This window comes from Pseudomonas sp. PDNC002, assembly GCF_016919445.1.
Classification (GTDB): domain Bacteria; phylum Pseudomonadota; class Gammaproteobacteria; order Pseudomonadales; family Pseudomonadaceae; genus Pseudomonas.
Map to the genome: position 1 here is coordinate 4892832 of NZ_CP070356.1, position 14987 is coordinate 4907818.

The following is a 14987-nucleotide window of genomic DNA, read 5'->3' on the forward strand; positions in this document are numbered from 1 at the left end:
CTCCCGGAACTCTTGGAATGTGCCCGCCCGAAGGCGGGACTCACGCGTTCAGTTCATCCGAGCCCGAGGTTTACGGGATCGGCGGGTTGTTCCAACGCTGCACGGTGACGATCATGTGCCCTTCGCCCTTGTGCGACTGGCCGGCGTCGTCCACCGCGGCAATCACCTTCAGGTTGCCGGCGTTGTTGGTCATCATCTTGCGCGCCGGGTTCGGGCCGGCGTCGCCCGGCGTGAAGATGCCGCTGTCGGCGTCCATCACCCCGGCGAACTTCACGTCCTGGTCTTCCTTGGCGCGGTCGTCGAACGGTTCCACCGACCACTGCGCGGGGAACACGCCGATGCGGAACGATTTGCCGTCGGCACCCTTGCCCCAGGCCTCGGCGTCAAAGCTGCCCTGGACCTTGGGCGTCGAACCGCCATTGCCGCCGATGCGGGAGATGGAGAACTCCGGCACCACCTTCACTTCGGCGATGTCCTTGTACACCGCGAGGCTGCCGCCCTTGGCGCTGCCCACGGCGACATCGCGCTCGCCGACGGCAGCGGAGTCGGCGGCCTTGACCTTCACGGTCACGCGTTCGGGCGTCTCGGAAACCACCGACAGCACCTCGACGCCCGGGCCGAACGACGGCTTGCCTTTCAGTCCGCTGCCGATGACGCTGACTTCGGTCTCGGCGCCGGCTTTCAGGTAGGCCGGCTGCACGCCCAGCACGCGGCTGGTGCCGTTCTGCGCGGCGACGAAGTCCAGGCCACGCTCGTCGTGGGCCTTGTCGAACATACGGCCCTGCATCTGGCCGTTCATAGCCGCGAACACCTGGCGCATGGTCACGTCACCGACCTTCACCGCGCCGCGCCATTCGTAGCCGTTGTACAGGACCGCGCTGCCGTCACCGTTGAACGGCGTGCCGTCGGCGTACTGGCCTTTCACGCTGACCTTGAACGCGTCGTCGCCGTCCTTGCTCACCTTCATGCTGCCAGCGATGTCGCCCTTGCCCGGCATGTGCCCGGCGAAGCTCCACTCACCGGCCAGCGCCTCGGCCTTCGGCCGGTTCTTCTGCCAGTCGGACCAGGCCTGGTTGTCCAGCGGATAGCGCTTGGCCAGTTCCGGGACCATCTCCTTCTTCGCCAGGTCGAACCAGTCACGGTCACGGGCCAGTGCCTGGTATTCCAGCGACGGCCAGCGGCCGAGGTGGAAGTTCACCAGCTTCTCCCACTCCGCTGCGGGGCGGCGCTGCAGGGCGATGCGCGCGGCCGAGTGGCAGCGGGCACACATCTGCTCGAAGTTGGTATCGAAGTCTTCGACGGTGTTCAGCCGGCGCTCGAGGGCGTAGCGCACCCCATCGGTCTCGCTGGGCGCAAGGCCCTGCTTGTCGGCGAGGAACTTGACCACCGAGCGACGCTCCTCGTCGGTGATCTTCAGGCCGTACATCACCTGCATCCGGGCGATGCTCATCAGCCAGCCCTCAGGGGTCTTGCGCTGGTGGCTGATACGGCTGAGGGAATTGTTGCCTTCGGGCGTGTGGCACGCCTGGCACTTGGCGTTGATGATCGCCTGGCCTTCGGGTGCGGCCTGGGCCGTCTGGTGCAGCGCAAGGGCCAGTGCGGCCAGGGTTCCGGCACCCAGATAGTGCCGAAGTCGTGTCATCTTCAAGGTCAGGCCTCCTCGGTATTCTTGTTGGTTATTGGCGCCCACCGATGGGCTAAGAACCTGCTTACGATCTGCTGCGCGTCGGTATTACTGCGTTGAAATCGATCTCGGGATGCTCATTTACGGCGAGTAAACTTCGCTCCCTCAACCGATTTCGCCTTGTTCTGCCCTAGCTCGCAAGATCGTAAGCAGATTCCAAGAGCAAGCTCTTCAAAGCGGTTTTGCAGGTTGTGTGCCACTACTGTGCAAGTCACGCCACATCAGGCTTGCGGCGCGACTTGCGGGCACTTCCGGCGAATGGGCCGGGGCTGGTGCCGTCACATTTCGCGATTGCTGTCTAACTCTGAGACAGGGCCGGTGAGACAGCCTCCGGTGCAGTATGGTCGCGCCTGCGCAAAGCGCCGCCCGCCGGCAGCAGCAAGGCGCCGAACAGCATCGCCAGCAGGCCAACCCAGACCAGCGAGAGGAACGGGAAACGGCGTACCACCACCACGCTTTCGATCTCGTCGCCGGACTGCTTCAACAGCCGTGGCGACGCGGGCACCCAGACCTGCAGGTCACTGCCCCAGCCACGGATGATGAACGGGTGCAGCACATAGCCACGGTCCGAGGCGAAACGCGCGTAGTGGTAATCAAGAATCTCGCACAGCTGGCGTACCGGCCCCTGGTAGGCCGGCGGATTGCCGCGGCTGTCCTGGAACAGCGCGTGACCGGCCAGCGTCCGCCCGCCCTCCTGCAGCTCCACCCGCGCCACAGCGTGGTAGCCCGAGAAATCCGGCCGGCTGGCGTCGGGCAACACACGCAGCTGCATGCCGCCGATCACCGAATGCCATTGCTCGAACGAGGTGCCTGGCGGGATGGTGATCTGCTGGTAGCTATTGAGCGCCGTGGCGGCCAGCCCGCCCACCAGCGCGATCACCGCGCCGCCGTGCACCAGGGCCAGTCCACCGCTGTAGCGCAGGTTGCCCAGGCGCCGGCTGCGCCAGAGGCTCAGCGCGCCCCACAGCACACACGACGCCATGAGGAACAGGCCGCCCAGCAATGCCGCGTCCAGCCAGGGCAGTACCGTCACGATATTCTGCGAGAGCATGCCGTCGCCGTTGTAGCCCGCGCTCAGCCACCCTCCCTTGAAGGCAACGCCGAGCATGACCCCACCCATCGCCAGGGTGGCGAGCAGGCCCAGGCGCGGGCGGCCGCAACGGCGCAGGAAGCTGTAGCCGCCGATCAGCCCGAACAGCGCCAGCAGCGGCAGCATCCAGTGCGCCAGGCTGTAGCCGTTGACGTCCCACTGATCGAAGGCGCGGCGCAGGCTGTCCATTTCCGCCGTGGTGGCCCAGGCGGTCAGCGTCTCGAAGAAAGGCTTCAGTTCGGCGGGCCGCTCGATGCCCAGCCATTCGTAGAGGTGCGCCTGGAGCAGCGCGCCCAGCGCGAGCAGCCCGGTGCCGGCGAACAGGTAGATGGCGACGTCCAGCGTCCAGTCGCCACGGCGGCGTTCGACGCGACGCTTGAAGTGCCGCCCAGCCAGCAGGCAGCCCAGCGCGAGGATCAGCAGGATCGCCGCCAGCGTCAGGTGAGCGAGCCAGGACGTGGTGCCGATGTAACGGTGCGAACTGGCCAGTACCGTGCTGCGGGTAACCGCCATCGCCCCGCAGGCCATCGCCGCCGCCAGCAGGCTGAGCACCGGCAGCAGGCGCGCGTAGGCGCCATCCGCACGCCAACGTCGCGCGCCGTGCAGGACGCCGCCCAGCAGCGCCCAGATGATGAAGGCCGAGGTCTGCACCGGGTCCCAGTGCCAGAGCTGGCCGTAGGTGAAATCCTCCATCGCCCAGACCATGCCGACGCCGATGCCGGCGCTGAGGATCAGCCAGGCGCGCCGGCTGTAGCGCGGCATCACCCAGGCGTACTCGGCGCCACTGCGGCTCAACGCATCCAGCGCAGCACCGACCGGCGCCAGCACCCAGGCATAGGCGCAGAGGATCAGCGGCGCGTGCAGCGACATCCAGAAGGTCTGCAGGTGAGCGTTCATGCCCTGGCTGGGCTGCGCGGCGAGCCAGTCCGCTGGTGTCGCCGAGAAGGGCCCGAGCCAGGCGGCCGTGGCGACGTACCAGGCCGCGATCAGCGCCATGCCGCGTCCCGCCCAGCCGGACAGCGAGCGATTGGGCAGCGCGATGGCCAGGCAGAAGGTCGCCAGCAGCAGCACCGTGCCCTCGTCGCCGCCCCAGAGATTGGACATCTTCAGGTAGCCGGGCAGCGCCGCGCTGCTGTAGAGCCAGGCATAGCGCAATTGGAAGTGGTCGGCCAACAGGTGCAACGCCAGCGCCAGGCATGCGCCGCACAGGACGCCGAGCGCCGTCGGCCAGGCCAGGGCGCGCCATTCCGCCCGCAGCGCGGCAGCGGTGATCAGTATCGCCACCAGCCCGAGCAGCGCATTCCCCAGAAGCGGCATCAGCCATAGCAACGCCACGCTCGCCAGCGCAGCCGACAAGCCAGCCAACAACGGCAACGACAGGTGCATCCTTTTCAAGCCAGGTCTCCTTGTGCAACGCCGACGCGTTGGGCGGCGAAACCCAGCGTCCTTCACGATGCGTGCCAGCGGGAAAAATCCTTGCAAAACAGGAGGCTGCAGCCGGGTGACAGGCATCGACACGTGGCAGATCGCGACAGCTGTAGCAGTCTGAGACAGCCTCACCCCTTATAGACGATGGTCTAATTGCGCCGCGCCACCGTGAGGAAGCGAACCGGGAAAAGGCGCCAACCAGACACCTCGCTTCCTACCGCCTGTCCAGAACAGGCGCCAATCCGCGCCAGCCGGGGCTTTGACGGTCATGGCAAGTGGATATCCGCACGAGGCCGATTATGCTTTTTGATGACCTTGCGACGTGCCGCAGGGCTGCCTGTATTCAAGCTTCGCGCAATCCGTACGACCTGACATCAGCCCTGGGCTCGAGTGCGGTAACGGTATTGAGGGACTCCGGCCCATCACAAGAACAAGACGGAGACAAACATGGCACAGACATACAGCCCGTCCGCGGGCAACGCGCCTTCCACCGGAGTGACGAAGGAGGAGCGCAAGGTCATCTTTGCCTCCTCCCTGGGCACCGTTTTCGAGTGGTACGACTTCTACCTCTACGGCTCCCTGGCGGCGATCATCGCCAAGCACTTCTTCGCCGGGGTCAACGAAACCACCGCCTTCATCTTCGCCCTGCTCGCCTTCGCCGCCGGCTTCGCGGTGCGCCCCTTCGGCGCCATCGTGTTCGGCCGCCTGGGCGACATGATCGGGCGCAAGCACACCTTCCTCATCACCATCGTCATCATGGGCGTGTCCACCGCCGTGGTCGGCCTGCTACCGGCCTACTCCACCATCGGCGTCGCTGCGCCGATCATCCTCATCACCCTGCGCCTGCTGCAGGGCCTGGCGCTGGGCGGCGAGTACGGCGGCGCGGCGACCTACGTGGCGGAACACGCGCCCAAGGGCAAACGTGGCTTCTTCACTTCGTGGATCCAGACCACCGCGACGCTGGGCCTGTTCCTCTCGCTGCTGGTGATCATGGCCTGCCGCACCGTGCTCGGAACCGAGGCGTTCGAGGCCTGGGGCTGGCGGATTCCGTTCCTGCTGTCGATCCTGCTGCTGATCATCTCGGTGTACATCCGCCTGCAACTGGCCGAGTCGCCGGTGTTCCTGAAGATGAAGGAAGAAGGCAAGGCGTCGAAGGCGCCGCTGACCGAATCCTTCGGCCGCTGGGAAAACCTCAAGGTGGTGATCATGTCGCTGCTCGGCGGCACCGCCGGCCAGGCCGTGGTCTGGTACACCGGGCAGTTCTACGCGCTGTTCTTCCTGCTGCAGACGCTGAAGATCGACCCGCAGACCGCCAACCTGCTGATCGCCGGTTCCCTGCTACTGGGCACGCCGTTCTTCGTGTTCTTCGGCAGCCTGTCCGATCGCATCGGCCGCAAGAAGATCATCATGACCGGCTGCATCCTCGCGGCGCTGACCTACTTCCCGATCTTCCATGGGCTGACCCAGTTCGGTAACCCGGACGTGTTCGCCGCCCAGGAGAAGAACCCGGTGACGGTGGTCGCCGACCCGAATGCCTGCGCCTTCCAGTTCGACCCGGTGGGCAAGGCCAAATTCGTCAGCTCCTGCGACATGGCCAAGAGCCTGCTGGCGAAGCGGGCGATTCCCTACGAAAACATCAAGGCTGAGACCGGCGCCGTGGCCCAAGTGCACATCGGCGACAAGGTCATCGCCAGCTTCGAAGGCGCCGGCATGCCCGCGGCGGACTTCAAAGTGCAGTCCGAGGTCTTCACCGCGCAACTGGCCGCCTCGCTGAAGGAAGCCGGTTACCCCGAGAAGGCCGACCCTGCGAAGATCAACCACCTGATGATGCTGGTGCTGCTGACCATCCTGGTGATCTACGTGACCATGGTCTACGGCCCCATCGCCGCGTGGCTGGTGGAACTGTTCCCGACGCGCATCCGCTACACCTCCATGTCGCTGCCCTACCACATCGGCAACGGCTGGTTCGGCGGCTTCCTGCCCACCGTCGCCTTCGCCATGGTGGCGGCCACCGGGGACATCTACTACGGGCTCTGGTACCCCATCGTCATCGCGGTGATGACGGCGGTGCTGGGCATTCTGTTCCTGCCGGAGACCAAGGATCGGGATATCACCCACTGATGTGTCGTGCTACGCCGGAGAGCCCCTCTCCCCAGCCCTCTCCCTGAAGGGAGAGGGGGTTTTCCGTGCAATGCGAACCACTGGCGCTCTTCCATGATTCAGTCGCCGCCGAGAGGTGAACTTTCAGAGCCTGCGGAACAGTCCCCTCTCCCTTCGGAGCGGGGCGCGCAGCCAGGGTTAGGGAGAGGGACCTCCCAGTTCCGAAGCCCGTTCCGCAAACGCACATCCGCCGTCTCAGCCGCTGTCGCAATGTGCGACAGTGGCTTCTCTTTTGCGTCGCTCGTAAATCAATTAAATATTTATATTTCAATAAGTTAAAAACAAAACCCAGCCTTGGCACAGCCGTTGCGATGCTCCGCCTCAACGTTCCAAGAACAGACAACAAGAGGCCACCGCAATGCTCGCTTCCCTGCCCATCAAGCCCGAATCCCGCGCCTTCCTGCAGCGCGCCCCGAAGATGCTGATCGGCGCCGACTGGACCTCCGCCAGCGACGGCGCCCTGATGGACCTGCGCAACCCGGCCACCGGCGAAGTGCTCTGCCAGGTGCCAGCCGGCACTCCCGATGACGTGGACCGCGCCGTGCGCGCCGCGCGCCAGGCCTTCGACGATTCCGCCTGGACCCGCACCCGCCCGCGCGAGCGGCAGAACCTGCTGTGGAAGCTCGCCGACCTGATGGAGCGCGACGCCGACCTGCTGGCCGAACTCGAATGCCTGAACAACGGCAAGAGCGCCGCCGTCGCCCGCGTGATGGACGTGCAACTGGCCATCGACTTCCTGCGCTACATGGCCGGCTACGCCACCAAGATCGAAGGCACCACCGTCGACGTGTCGATGCCGCTGATGCCCGATGGCGACTTCCACGGCTACATCCGCCGCGAAGCCGTCGGTGTGGTCGGCGCCATCGTCGCCTGGAACTTCCCGCTGCTGCTGGCCTGCTGGAAGCTCGGCCCGGCGCTGGCCACCGGCTGTTCAGTGGTGCTCAAGCCCGCCGACGAGACACCGCTGTCCGCGCTGAAACTCGCCGAACTCGTCCTCGAAGCGGGCTATCCGGCCGGCGTGTTCAACGTCGTTACCGGCACCGGCATCACCGCGGGCGCCGCCCTCTCCCACCACCCGCTGGTGGACAAGCTGACCTTCACCGGCTCCACGCCGGTGGGCAAGCAGATCGGCAAGGCGGCCATGGACAACATGACCCGCGTGACCCTGGAACTGGGCGGCAAGTCGCCGACCATCGTCATGGCCGACGCCGACCTCGCCACTGCCGCCGCCGGTGCCGCCCAGGCGATCTTCTTCAACCAGGGTCAGGTCTGCTGCGCCGGTTCGCGCCTCTATGTGCAGCGCAAGCACTTCGACAACGTGGTCGCCGACATCGCCGGCATCGCCAATGGCATGAAGCTGGGCAACGGCCTCGACCCGAGCATCGACATGGGCCCGCTGATCTCCGCCAAGCAGCAGAAGCGCGTGTTCGACTACATCGAACTGGGCCGCGACGAAGGCGCCACCATCGCCTGCGGCGGCGAGCAATTCGGCCCCGGCTACTTCGTCAAGCCGACGGTGATCGTCGACGTCGACCAGAAGAACCCGCTGGTGCAGGAAGAGATCTTCGGCCCGGTGCTGGTCGCCATGCCCTTCGACGACATCGAGGACGCCCTGCGCCTGGCCAACGACAGCCCCTACGGCCTGGGCGCCAGCGTCTGGTCCAACGACCTGGCGGCAGTGCACCGCATGGTGCCGCGCATCAAATCCGGCTCGGTGTGGGTCAACTGCCACAGCGCGCTGGACCCGGCGCTGCCCTTCGGCGGCTACAAGATGTCCGGCCTTGGCCGTGAGATGGGCGCCGCTGCCATCGAGCACTACACCGAACTGAAATCGGTGCTGATTCGCCTGTAAGCAACACACGGCTCAGCAGGCTGGGTAGGAGCGGACCTTGTCCGCGATGGTTTCGCTGTGATGCGAACCTATCGCGGACAAGGTCCGCTCCTACGAGATGCTTCTGCGCTTGGGCCGGCCCTCTCCCACTGGGAGAGGGGACCGTTTGGTGCAGGATGAAACCAGTCGGCTCGGATTGCCCCTCTCCCCGAGGGAGAGGGCTGGGGTGAGAGGGATGAACTGGTATGGATTTCCCAGAAGAAGACAGTTGCTTCTACCGGGAGCCCATTCGACTACCTCGCCCGCGCATCCCCTGCGTGGGTCTTGCATCCCTCGGTCACGGCAGTGACCGGGGGATTTTTTTCGCTCAATCCCGATCCGGCGCCCCCAGCGGGAACAATGGCCGGTGCGGCCGCGCCTCCTCCACCGCGCGGGCGAAGGATGGGCGCGCGAGCAGGCGTGAACGAAAGGCGCGCAGGGTCGGGTACTGGTCGCCGATGGGATGGGTCCAGTCGGCGTAGAACAGTGAAGGCGCGGCGGCACAGTCGGCGAGACTGAAGCTGTTCCCAGCCGCCCAGGTACGCCCGGCGAGTTCTTCTTCCAGCCAGGCGTAGGCCAGTTCGAGTTTGCTCACGGCGTGAGCCAGGCCCTCCGCGCGCTTGGTCGCATCGCCACTCATGGCGCCAAGCACGGCATGTTGCACCGGGGTCATCACGTGCCAGTCGAAGAAACGGTCAAGGAAGCGCACGTCCAGTGCGGCCAGCGGATCGTCCGGCAGCAGGCGCACCGGGCCGGGATGTTTCAGGTGCAGGTACTCGATGACGATGCTGGTCTCGGCGACGCTGTGCTCACCGTCGAGCAGCACCGGGAACTTCGCCAGCGGCCACAGGCGCAGCCAGTGCGCGCCGTTGTCCGGCTCATCCGGGCCAAGGCCGCGGAACTCGAAGGGCGTGGCGTTCTCGTAGAGGGCAATCAGCACCTTCTGCGTGTAGGAGGAAAACGGATGACCGAAGAGCACGAGGGACATGGCGGGAACACCTGAGGCAAGTCAAAGCCTTCAGCCTAGACGCGAATGCCCGACCATGGTTTTCAGCAGGCCTGCACCCACGTCGACAACCAACGCCAGGTGCACTCCGCGCTGAGCCTTGAGCGACCGCCCTCCAGCCCGGCGGAGCGTGCTCATTCGCCCCGTAACCCCGTGGCAAGTCCGCATCGCACGGTACCAGGATGTCGCTTTTGGCCATGCCAGGGGCGATCTCAAGCAACCGGCCACGTCCCTTCTGCCTTAGCGTGAGCCACGCGTGATACGCGATGCAGCCGACGCGCCCTCAGCGGCTGAGTCGGCCCGCCACGACTCGAAGACGAGGTGCCGATTGGTCGAACGCCGCCAGTTCAGTGGTGCCATGCAGGGACGCAACCTGCGTTACCTTGCCGATCCGCCCAAGGAGCCCGCGCGCCTGGCGCGCGTGGGCTTTCTGCTGCTCGAACACTTTTCCCTGCCGGCCTTCACCCAGGCGCTGGACACACTGGTCACCGCCAACCTGATCCGCGCGCAGACCTACGCCACCCAGACCTTCAGCCTCGATGGCACATCGATCACCAGTGACCTGGGACTGGTGATCTGCCCCGACGCGGCGCTCGGCTCGGCATCGCTCGCCGAACTCGACCTGCTGGTCGTCTGTGGCGGCCTGCGTACGCCGCTGCGCGCCACCCCGGATATGACCCGTCTCCTGCAGAACGCCGCCGACAGGGGCATCGCCCTCGCCGGGCTATGGAATGGCGCCTGGTTCCTCGGCCAGGCCGGGCTGCTGGACGGCTACCGCTGCGCCATCCATCCCGAGAACCGCGCGGCGCTGGCGGAGATCGCCCGCCATAGCGACGTGACCAGCGAGAGCTACCAGGCCGACCGCGACCGGCTCACCGCCGCCAGCCCCACCGGTGCCTTCAACCTGGTGCTGGAGTGGATCAACGCGCGCCATGGCCGCGAACTGGTGGACGCCATCGTCGACATCCTCGCCTTCGAGGAGTCGCGCTTCCGCCGCACTCGCCCGGCGCTGCACGAAAAGCTCAGCGAACCGCTGCGCGAAACGATCAACCTGATGAGCGCGAACATCGAGGAACCGCTGAGCCAGGACCAGCTATCGCGCTACGTGGGGCGCTCGAAGCGGCAGATCGAGCGGTTGTTCCAGGAGCAACTGGGGACCACGCCGGTGCGCTATTACCTGGAACTGCGCATCACCGAAAGCCGCCGCCTGTTGCAGCACTCCAACCTGCCGATGTACGAGGTGGCGCTGGCCTGTGGCTTCGTCTCGCCCAGCCATTTCAGCAAGTGCTACACATCGTTCTACGGCTACTCGCCGTCCAAGGAGGCGCGTCACGGCTGTGTGAAGGCGGTCAGGTGAGCGGTGCCCCGGGTTGGCCGGGACGTTCGCCGTGTCCTGGGGGATTCGCGGACAAGGTCCGCTCCTACGGCCGATCATTGCGCGGTGTCCCATGGCACGCACATGGCTCTTCGTAGGAGCGGAGCTTCTCCGCGATGCTCTTGCGCGACGACCATCGAAAAAAAAGCCGCGACCCCATGGGAATCGCGGCTTTTCTTTTCGCGGAAAGCGACGAACCGATCAGCCCAGCGGCGGCGTCAGCGGCGGCACCAGGCGCTTGCTGCCGGTGGCCTCGAAGGCCGCGGCGAAGGTCAGCAGCGCCGAATCGTCATAGGCACGACCGGCGAAGGTCAGGCCCACCGGCATGCCGATATCGGCCATCACGCCCATCGGCACGGTGACGGTCGGCACGCCCAGGTGACGGATCGCCAGGTTGCCGTTGGCGACCCAGATACCGTTGCTCCAGGCGATGTCGGCCGATTCCGGGTTCACGTCGGCGTCCGCCGGACCTACGTCGGCCACGGTGGGGAACAGCACAGCGTCGAGCTTCAGCCCGTCCATCCAGTCTTCCAGGTCGAGCTTGCGGGTCTTCTCCAGGCCGCGCAGGCCATCCGGCAGGCTTTCGATCTGGTCCCAGGTCTTCAGGCCGCGCTTGGCCATGTTGACGTATTCGTCCATGCCGGCAACGAGGTCGTCCTCGCGGTTCGGCAGGGTGCCCGGATCGTGGGGGAAGATCTTCGGCCCGTCGACGTCGGCCAGCTTGTTCAGCTTGGGATCGCCGTTGGCGCGGAGGAAGTCGTCGAAGCCCCAGCCCGACAGTTCCCACAGTTCGTCATGCAGGAACTGCTCGGAGACGAAGCCACGGTTGTACACGGTCGGCGCGCCGGGACGGTCGCCCTCGCAGTTGGAGACCAGCGGGAAGTCCACTTCGATGACTTCGGCGCCAGCGGCTTCCAGGGCCTTGCGGGCCTGTTCCCAGAGATCGATGACCGAAGCGCGGGTGTTGATGCGCTGGCCGGTCGGGCCACCGATGCCAGGCTTCTCGCTGGTACCGGCCAGTTCGTCCTTGTTGATGAACATGCGCGGCACGCCCAGGCGCTTGCCCTTGAGGGCTTCCGGGCCGGCGGCGAGGTCCAGGTAGGACGCCGGGCGCACGTCGGAAACGGCGGGGATCGGCACCCACGGCTGCAGGCGCCACAGGTCGCCACGCTTGTCAGTGTCTTCGGCCACGACCACGTCGAGCACTTCCAGCAGGTCGGCCATGGTGCGCGCGTAGGGCACCACGACGTCCATGGTCGGGGTCAGCGGCCAGTTGCCGCGTACCGAGATCACGCCACGGGACGGGGTGTAGGCGCACAAGCCGTTGTTCGAGGCCGGGCCACGACCGCTGGACCAGGTTTCTTCCGCCAGGCCGAAGGCCGAGAAGCTCGCGGCGGTCGCGGTGCCGGCACCGTTGGAGGAGCCGGAGGCGAACGGCGCGGTGAGGAATTTCGGGTTGTACGGGCTTTCCGCGCGACCGTAGACGCCGCGCTGCATGCCACCGTTGGCCATGGGCGGCATGTTGGTCTTGCCCAGGCAGATGGCGCCGCCGGCGCGCAGGCGCTCGACGGTGAAGGCGTCGCGGTAGGCGATCAGGTCCTTGAAGGCCGGACTGCCGGAGGCGGCGGTCAGGCCTTTCACCAGGTAGCTGTCCTTGGCGGTATAGGGGATGCCGTCCAGCGGGCCGAGGGTCTCGCCACGGGCGCGGCGGGCGTCGGAGGCTTCGGCTTCCTTCAGGGCTTCGGTGTTGCGCACGACCACGGCGTTGAGGGGACCGTCGTAGGCGTCGATACGCGCGAGGTAGGCCTTGACCAGTTCGACCGCAGTGGTGCGGCCCGACTCGAGGGCTTCACGCAGCTGCGCAATGGAAACTTCGGTTACCTCGATCATGCTGTCACCGCCGGCTGAAGGTGGGTGGAAAGGGAGTGGTCTGCGTCGCAGCGGACGGAGACGGCGCAAGTCAGAAAGTGCGTGTTCATCTCGATTCTCTTGTACTTCTGTTACGCGACGGGAGTGAGTGTACCGTCGGCTGGCGGCGCCGTTCAGCGCCCGGCGGACAGACCGGATGCGCGAATTGAGGCAACGGAGGCGAATGCGGCCGCCAGGGCGCACACACTGGCATGTCCGATCAGAATACACAACACGCGTAAATTAAAAAAAACGCCCGCCAGGCAGGGCATGGCGGGCAGAACGCGGCGCCGGGGAGACGCGCCGGTAACGAGGGACTATGGCAACGCTGGTGGCAGGCTCGGTCGCTGGCTTTTGCCCGCCTGCAGGCGCAGGACATAGCCGAGCTTGATCGCGGCCGGTCCGAGGATGGTCATCAGATGCGCCGCCAGCAGCTCGCGCATCGACAGGTAGGCATCACCGCCGTAAGCCAGCAGCCCCCCCGCCATCAGCGTCAGGCTGCCGCCCACCAGCAGACGGCTGGATATCCGCCGCAGCCGCTGGACGTTCTCGAAGACAGTGGACATGACCCGTCCTCCTTGCTGGGTGGAATCCGCCAGGCATCGGTTCAGGCCACCGGAATGGCAGGATCGGCGGCGGCCAGGGCAACGCGCCGATCGGCGGCCGGCGGGTAGATCCACTGGGTGTTGATCTGCGTCTTCAGCTCCTTCGCCGGCTGCTTCACCAGCTTGAGCTGGCGATCCCAGCCTTCGGTGTACACCGCGCCCCAGGCGCCCAGGTCCAGGCAGGTGACGTACTTGGGCTGGCTGTATGGCGTGGGCGCCACGCCCAGCAGGTCGGCGGCGACGTTGTTGCCCGCGTGGCGGCCCAGGGAGATGGCGTGCTGGCAGGACATGACCGCGAAGTTGCCCAGTTCGTCCGTGGCGGCGTAGGCAACGTCGCCCGCGGCGAAGATGTCGCCCTGCCCCTTCACCTTGAGGTTGGCGTCGACGTGCAATCGCCCCTGGTGGTCGCGCACGCCGGCCAACTGCTCGGTCAGCGGGCTGGCGCGGAAGCCGACGGTCCAGATCACCGTCTTGGCCTCGATTCGCCGGCCATCATCGAGAGTCACGCCGTTGGCATCCACCGCCGAGACAGTGGCGCCGAGTATCCATTCGATGCCCAGGTGCTCGGACGCCTCGACGATGGAAGGACGGATTCCGTCGCCCATGGCGGCAGCCACCTGAGGACCACGGTCGACCACTATCACTCGCACGTCCTGGTCCGCGCCCAGCACGGCGCGCAGGCGCGCCGGCATTTCGGTGGCGGTCTCGATGCCGGTGAAACCGCCCCCGGCGATCACCACCGTGTTGCGGCCGGGGCTGGCGGGCCAGTCCTTCAGGCCATCGAGGTGGCGTTCCAGGCGTACGGCGGATTCGATCTGGTCGACGTCGAAAGCATAGGTGCCCAGCCCCGGCACGGGTGGCCGCGCCAGTTGGCTGCCTGTCGCCAGCACCAGGCGATCGTAGGCCAGCTCGCCGGGGCGGCCATCGGCATCCTGGTAGCCGACCCTATGCGCCGGCTCGTCGATGTGCGTCGCCACGCCCTGGACGAAGCGAATGCCGACCGTGTCGAACAGCGCATCGAGCGGCGCGAACATCTTGCCCACGTCGGGCTCGTAGAAGCGCGGGCGGATACGCAGCTCCGCCTGGGGCGCCAGCACGGTGATGCCGACGTCGCGGCGGTCATGCAGGTCCAGCAGGCGGGCTGCGCTCAGGGCGCTCCAGACGCCGCCGAAACCGGCGCCGAGGATCAGGATGTGTTGTTGCATGGCTCAAGTCCCTCGAATGATGGGCGAACGAACCCTCCAGGCGGCGCTCGTGGCGGCCTGAAACGACGGGCGAAGGGGTCAGCGATGGATCAGCTGTGGGAACACAGGTAGGCGGCGTCGAGCAGCTCGCCCTTGTCTTGCCAGGCGTTGCGCTGGTAAGCGCTGAAGCGATTGCCACCGGCAATGGGGGTGACCTCGACGATGCCGCTGGCATGCTGCGGATCGGCGCTGCCGGTGAGGAGCTGCTGGGTGGTACCACGGTCGCTGAGGAAGGTGGGTGTGTCGCGGTTGATCCTGCCGTCGACGCAGTGGAGATAAGCGCTGCCACCCTGGGCGGTGGTACCACCGTAGCTGTCCCAGGTGAGCTGCGATTGGGTCGTGTGGGCGCAGCCGGTCAGGCTGGCCACCGCCAGTACCAGGGGGCCGACGGCGACACGGACGGCAAGGCGGGACGGTGCGGGGCGTGAAGTGTTCATCGGATCTGTCCCTTGCTGTTATTGGAGTGTTCAGGAAGGTCTCGGGACAGATAGTCATTCTCGGGATGGCCCCGCACTACTCGATTCGATCGATAGTGACTCTGCCTGGTATTGATGGCTGGTCGCCGCTGCGCAGGAAGTTCGAACCCTGCCGCGGCCCGCGGGTCGCAACACAGGAAG

At 66.3% G+C, this 14987-nt stretch carries 10 protein-coding genes; 3 read left to right on the forward strand and 7 right to left on the reverse strand.

Annotated features, from left to right (window positions below; all coding sequences use genetic code 11):
* Window positions 1-70: 70 nt before the first annotated feature.
* Both peaA and ccsA read right to left on the reverse strand, forming a co-directional pair.
* The gene (gene peaA / locus JVX91_RS22025; protein ID WP_205336247.1) at window positions 71-1642 is read right to left on the reverse strand and encodes a quinohemoprotein amine dehydrogenase subunit alpha; all 1572 of its coding nucleotides are present in this window, start codon (window positions 1640-1642) and stop codon (window positions 71-73) included.
* Between the two features lie 340 nt (window positions 1643-1982).
* Complete coding sequence (gene ccsA / locus JVX91_RS22030) at window positions 1983-4160, reverse strand: cytochrome c biogenesis protein CcsA (protein WP_205340076.1); 2178 nt, start codon at window positions 4158-4160, stop codon at window positions 1983-1985.
* Window positions 4161-4649: 489 nt separating this feature from the next.
* Here ccsA and JVX91_RS22035 point away from each other — a divergent pair, with 489 nt between their 5' ends.
* On the forward strand, window positions 4650-6323 hold the full coding sequence (locus JVX91_RS22035; protein ID WP_205336248.1) for an MFS transporter: 1674 nt from the start codon (window positions 4650-4652) through the stop codon (window positions 6321-6323).
* A 397-nt stretch (window positions 6324-6720) separates the two neighbouring features.
* On the forward strand, window positions 6721-8214 hold the full coding sequence (locus JVX91_RS22040) for an aldehyde dehydrogenase family protein (RefSeq protein WP_205336249.1): 1494 nt from the start codon (window positions 6721-6723) through the stop codon (window positions 8212-8214).
* 346 nt (window positions 8215-8560) lie between these two features.
* Here the strand turns inward: JVX91_RS22040 and JVX91_RS22045 are convergent, their stop codons facing one another.
* Window positions 8561-9220 (reverse strand): glutathione S-transferase family protein, encoded by a 660-nt coding sequence (locus tag JVX91_RS22045; protein ID WP_205336250.1) that lies wholly within the window; start codon window positions 9218-9220, stop codon window positions 8561-8563.
* A gap of 376 nt (window positions 9221-9596) precedes the next feature.
* On the opposite strand from JVX91_RS22045, the gene JVX91_RS22050 reads away from it, so the two are divergent.
* Window positions 9597-10595 (forward strand): GlxA family transcriptional regulator, encoded by a 999-nt coding sequence (locus tag JVX91_RS22050; RefSeq protein ID WP_205340077.1) that lies wholly within the window; start codon window positions 9597-9599, stop codon window positions 10593-10595.
* 219 nt (window positions 10596-10814) lie between these two features.
* Here the strand turns inward: JVX91_RS22050 and JVX91_RS22055 are convergent, their stop codons facing one another.
* The 4 genes from JVX91_RS22055 to JVX91_RS22070 all read right to left on the reverse strand — a co-directional run bounded on the left by JVX91_RS22055 (window position 10815) and on the right by JVX91_RS22070 (window position 14807).
* Window positions 10815-12503: an amidase gene (locus JVX91_RS22055; RefSeq protein ID WP_205336251.1), complete on the reverse strand. Its 1689-nt coding sequence runs from the start codon at window positions 12501-12503 to the stop codon at window positions 10815-10817.
* Window positions 12504-12838: 335 nt separating this feature from the next.
* Window positions 12839-13087: a transmembrane sensor/regulator PpyR gene (locus JVX91_RS22060; RefSeq protein WP_205336252.1), complete on the reverse strand. Its 249-nt coding sequence runs from the start codon at window positions 13085-13087 to the stop codon at window positions 12839-12841.
* A gap of 41 nt (window positions 13088-13128) precedes the next feature.
* On the reverse strand, window positions 13129-14331 hold the full coding sequence (locus JVX91_RS22065) for an NAD(P)/FAD-dependent oxidoreductase (RefSeq protein WP_205336253.1): 1203 nt from the start codon (window positions 14329-14331) through the stop codon (window positions 13129-13131).
* Window positions 14332-14420: 89 nt separating this feature from the next.
* Window positions 14421-14807 (reverse strand): hypothetical protein, encoded by a 387-nt coding sequence (locus JVX91_RS22070; RefSeq protein WP_240201643.1) that lies wholly within the window; start codon window positions 14805-14807, stop codon window positions 14421-14423.
* Window positions 14808-14987: the final 180 nt, after the last annotated feature.

Coding starts and splice junctions, on each gene's coding strand:
- peaA (WP_205336247.1), bottom strand. CDS start 1,642: ATGACACGACTTCGGCACTATCTGGGTGCCGGAACCCTGGCCGCACTG.
- ccsA (WP_205340076.1), bottom strand. CDS start 4,160: ATGCACCTGTCGTTGCCGTTGTTGGCTGGCTTGTCGGCTGCGCTGGCG.
- JVX91_RS22035 (WP_205336248.1), top strand. CDS start 4,650: ATGGCACAGACATACAGCCCGTCCGCGGGCAACGCGCCTTCCACCGGA.
- JVX91_RS22040 (WP_205336249.1), top strand. CDS start 6,721: ATGCTCGCTTCCCTGCCCATCAAGCCCGAATCCCGCGCCTTCCTGCAG.
- JVX91_RS22045 (WP_205336250.1), bottom strand. CDS start 9,220: ATGTCCCTCGTGCTCTTCGGTCATCCGTTTTCCTCCTACACGCAGAAG.
- JVX91_RS22050 (WP_205340077.1), top strand. CDS start 9,597: ATGCAGGGACGCAACCTGCGTTACCTTGCCGATCCGCCCAAGGAGCCC.
- JVX91_RS22055 (WP_205336251.1), bottom strand. CDS start 12,503: ATGATCGAGGTAACCGAAGTTTCCATTGCGCAGCTGCGTGAAGCCCTC.
- JVX91_RS22060 (WP_205336252.1), bottom strand. CDS start 13,087: ATGTCCACTGTCTTCGAGAACGTCCAGCGGCTGCGGCGGATATCCAGC.
- JVX91_RS22065 (WP_205336253.1), bottom strand. CDS start 14,331: ATGCAACAACACATCCTGATCCTCGGCGCCGGTTTCGGCGGCGTCTGG.
- JVX91_RS22070 (WP_240201643.1), bottom strand. CDS start 14,807: ATGAACACTTCACGCCCCGCACCGTCCCGCCTTGCCGTCCGTGTCGCC.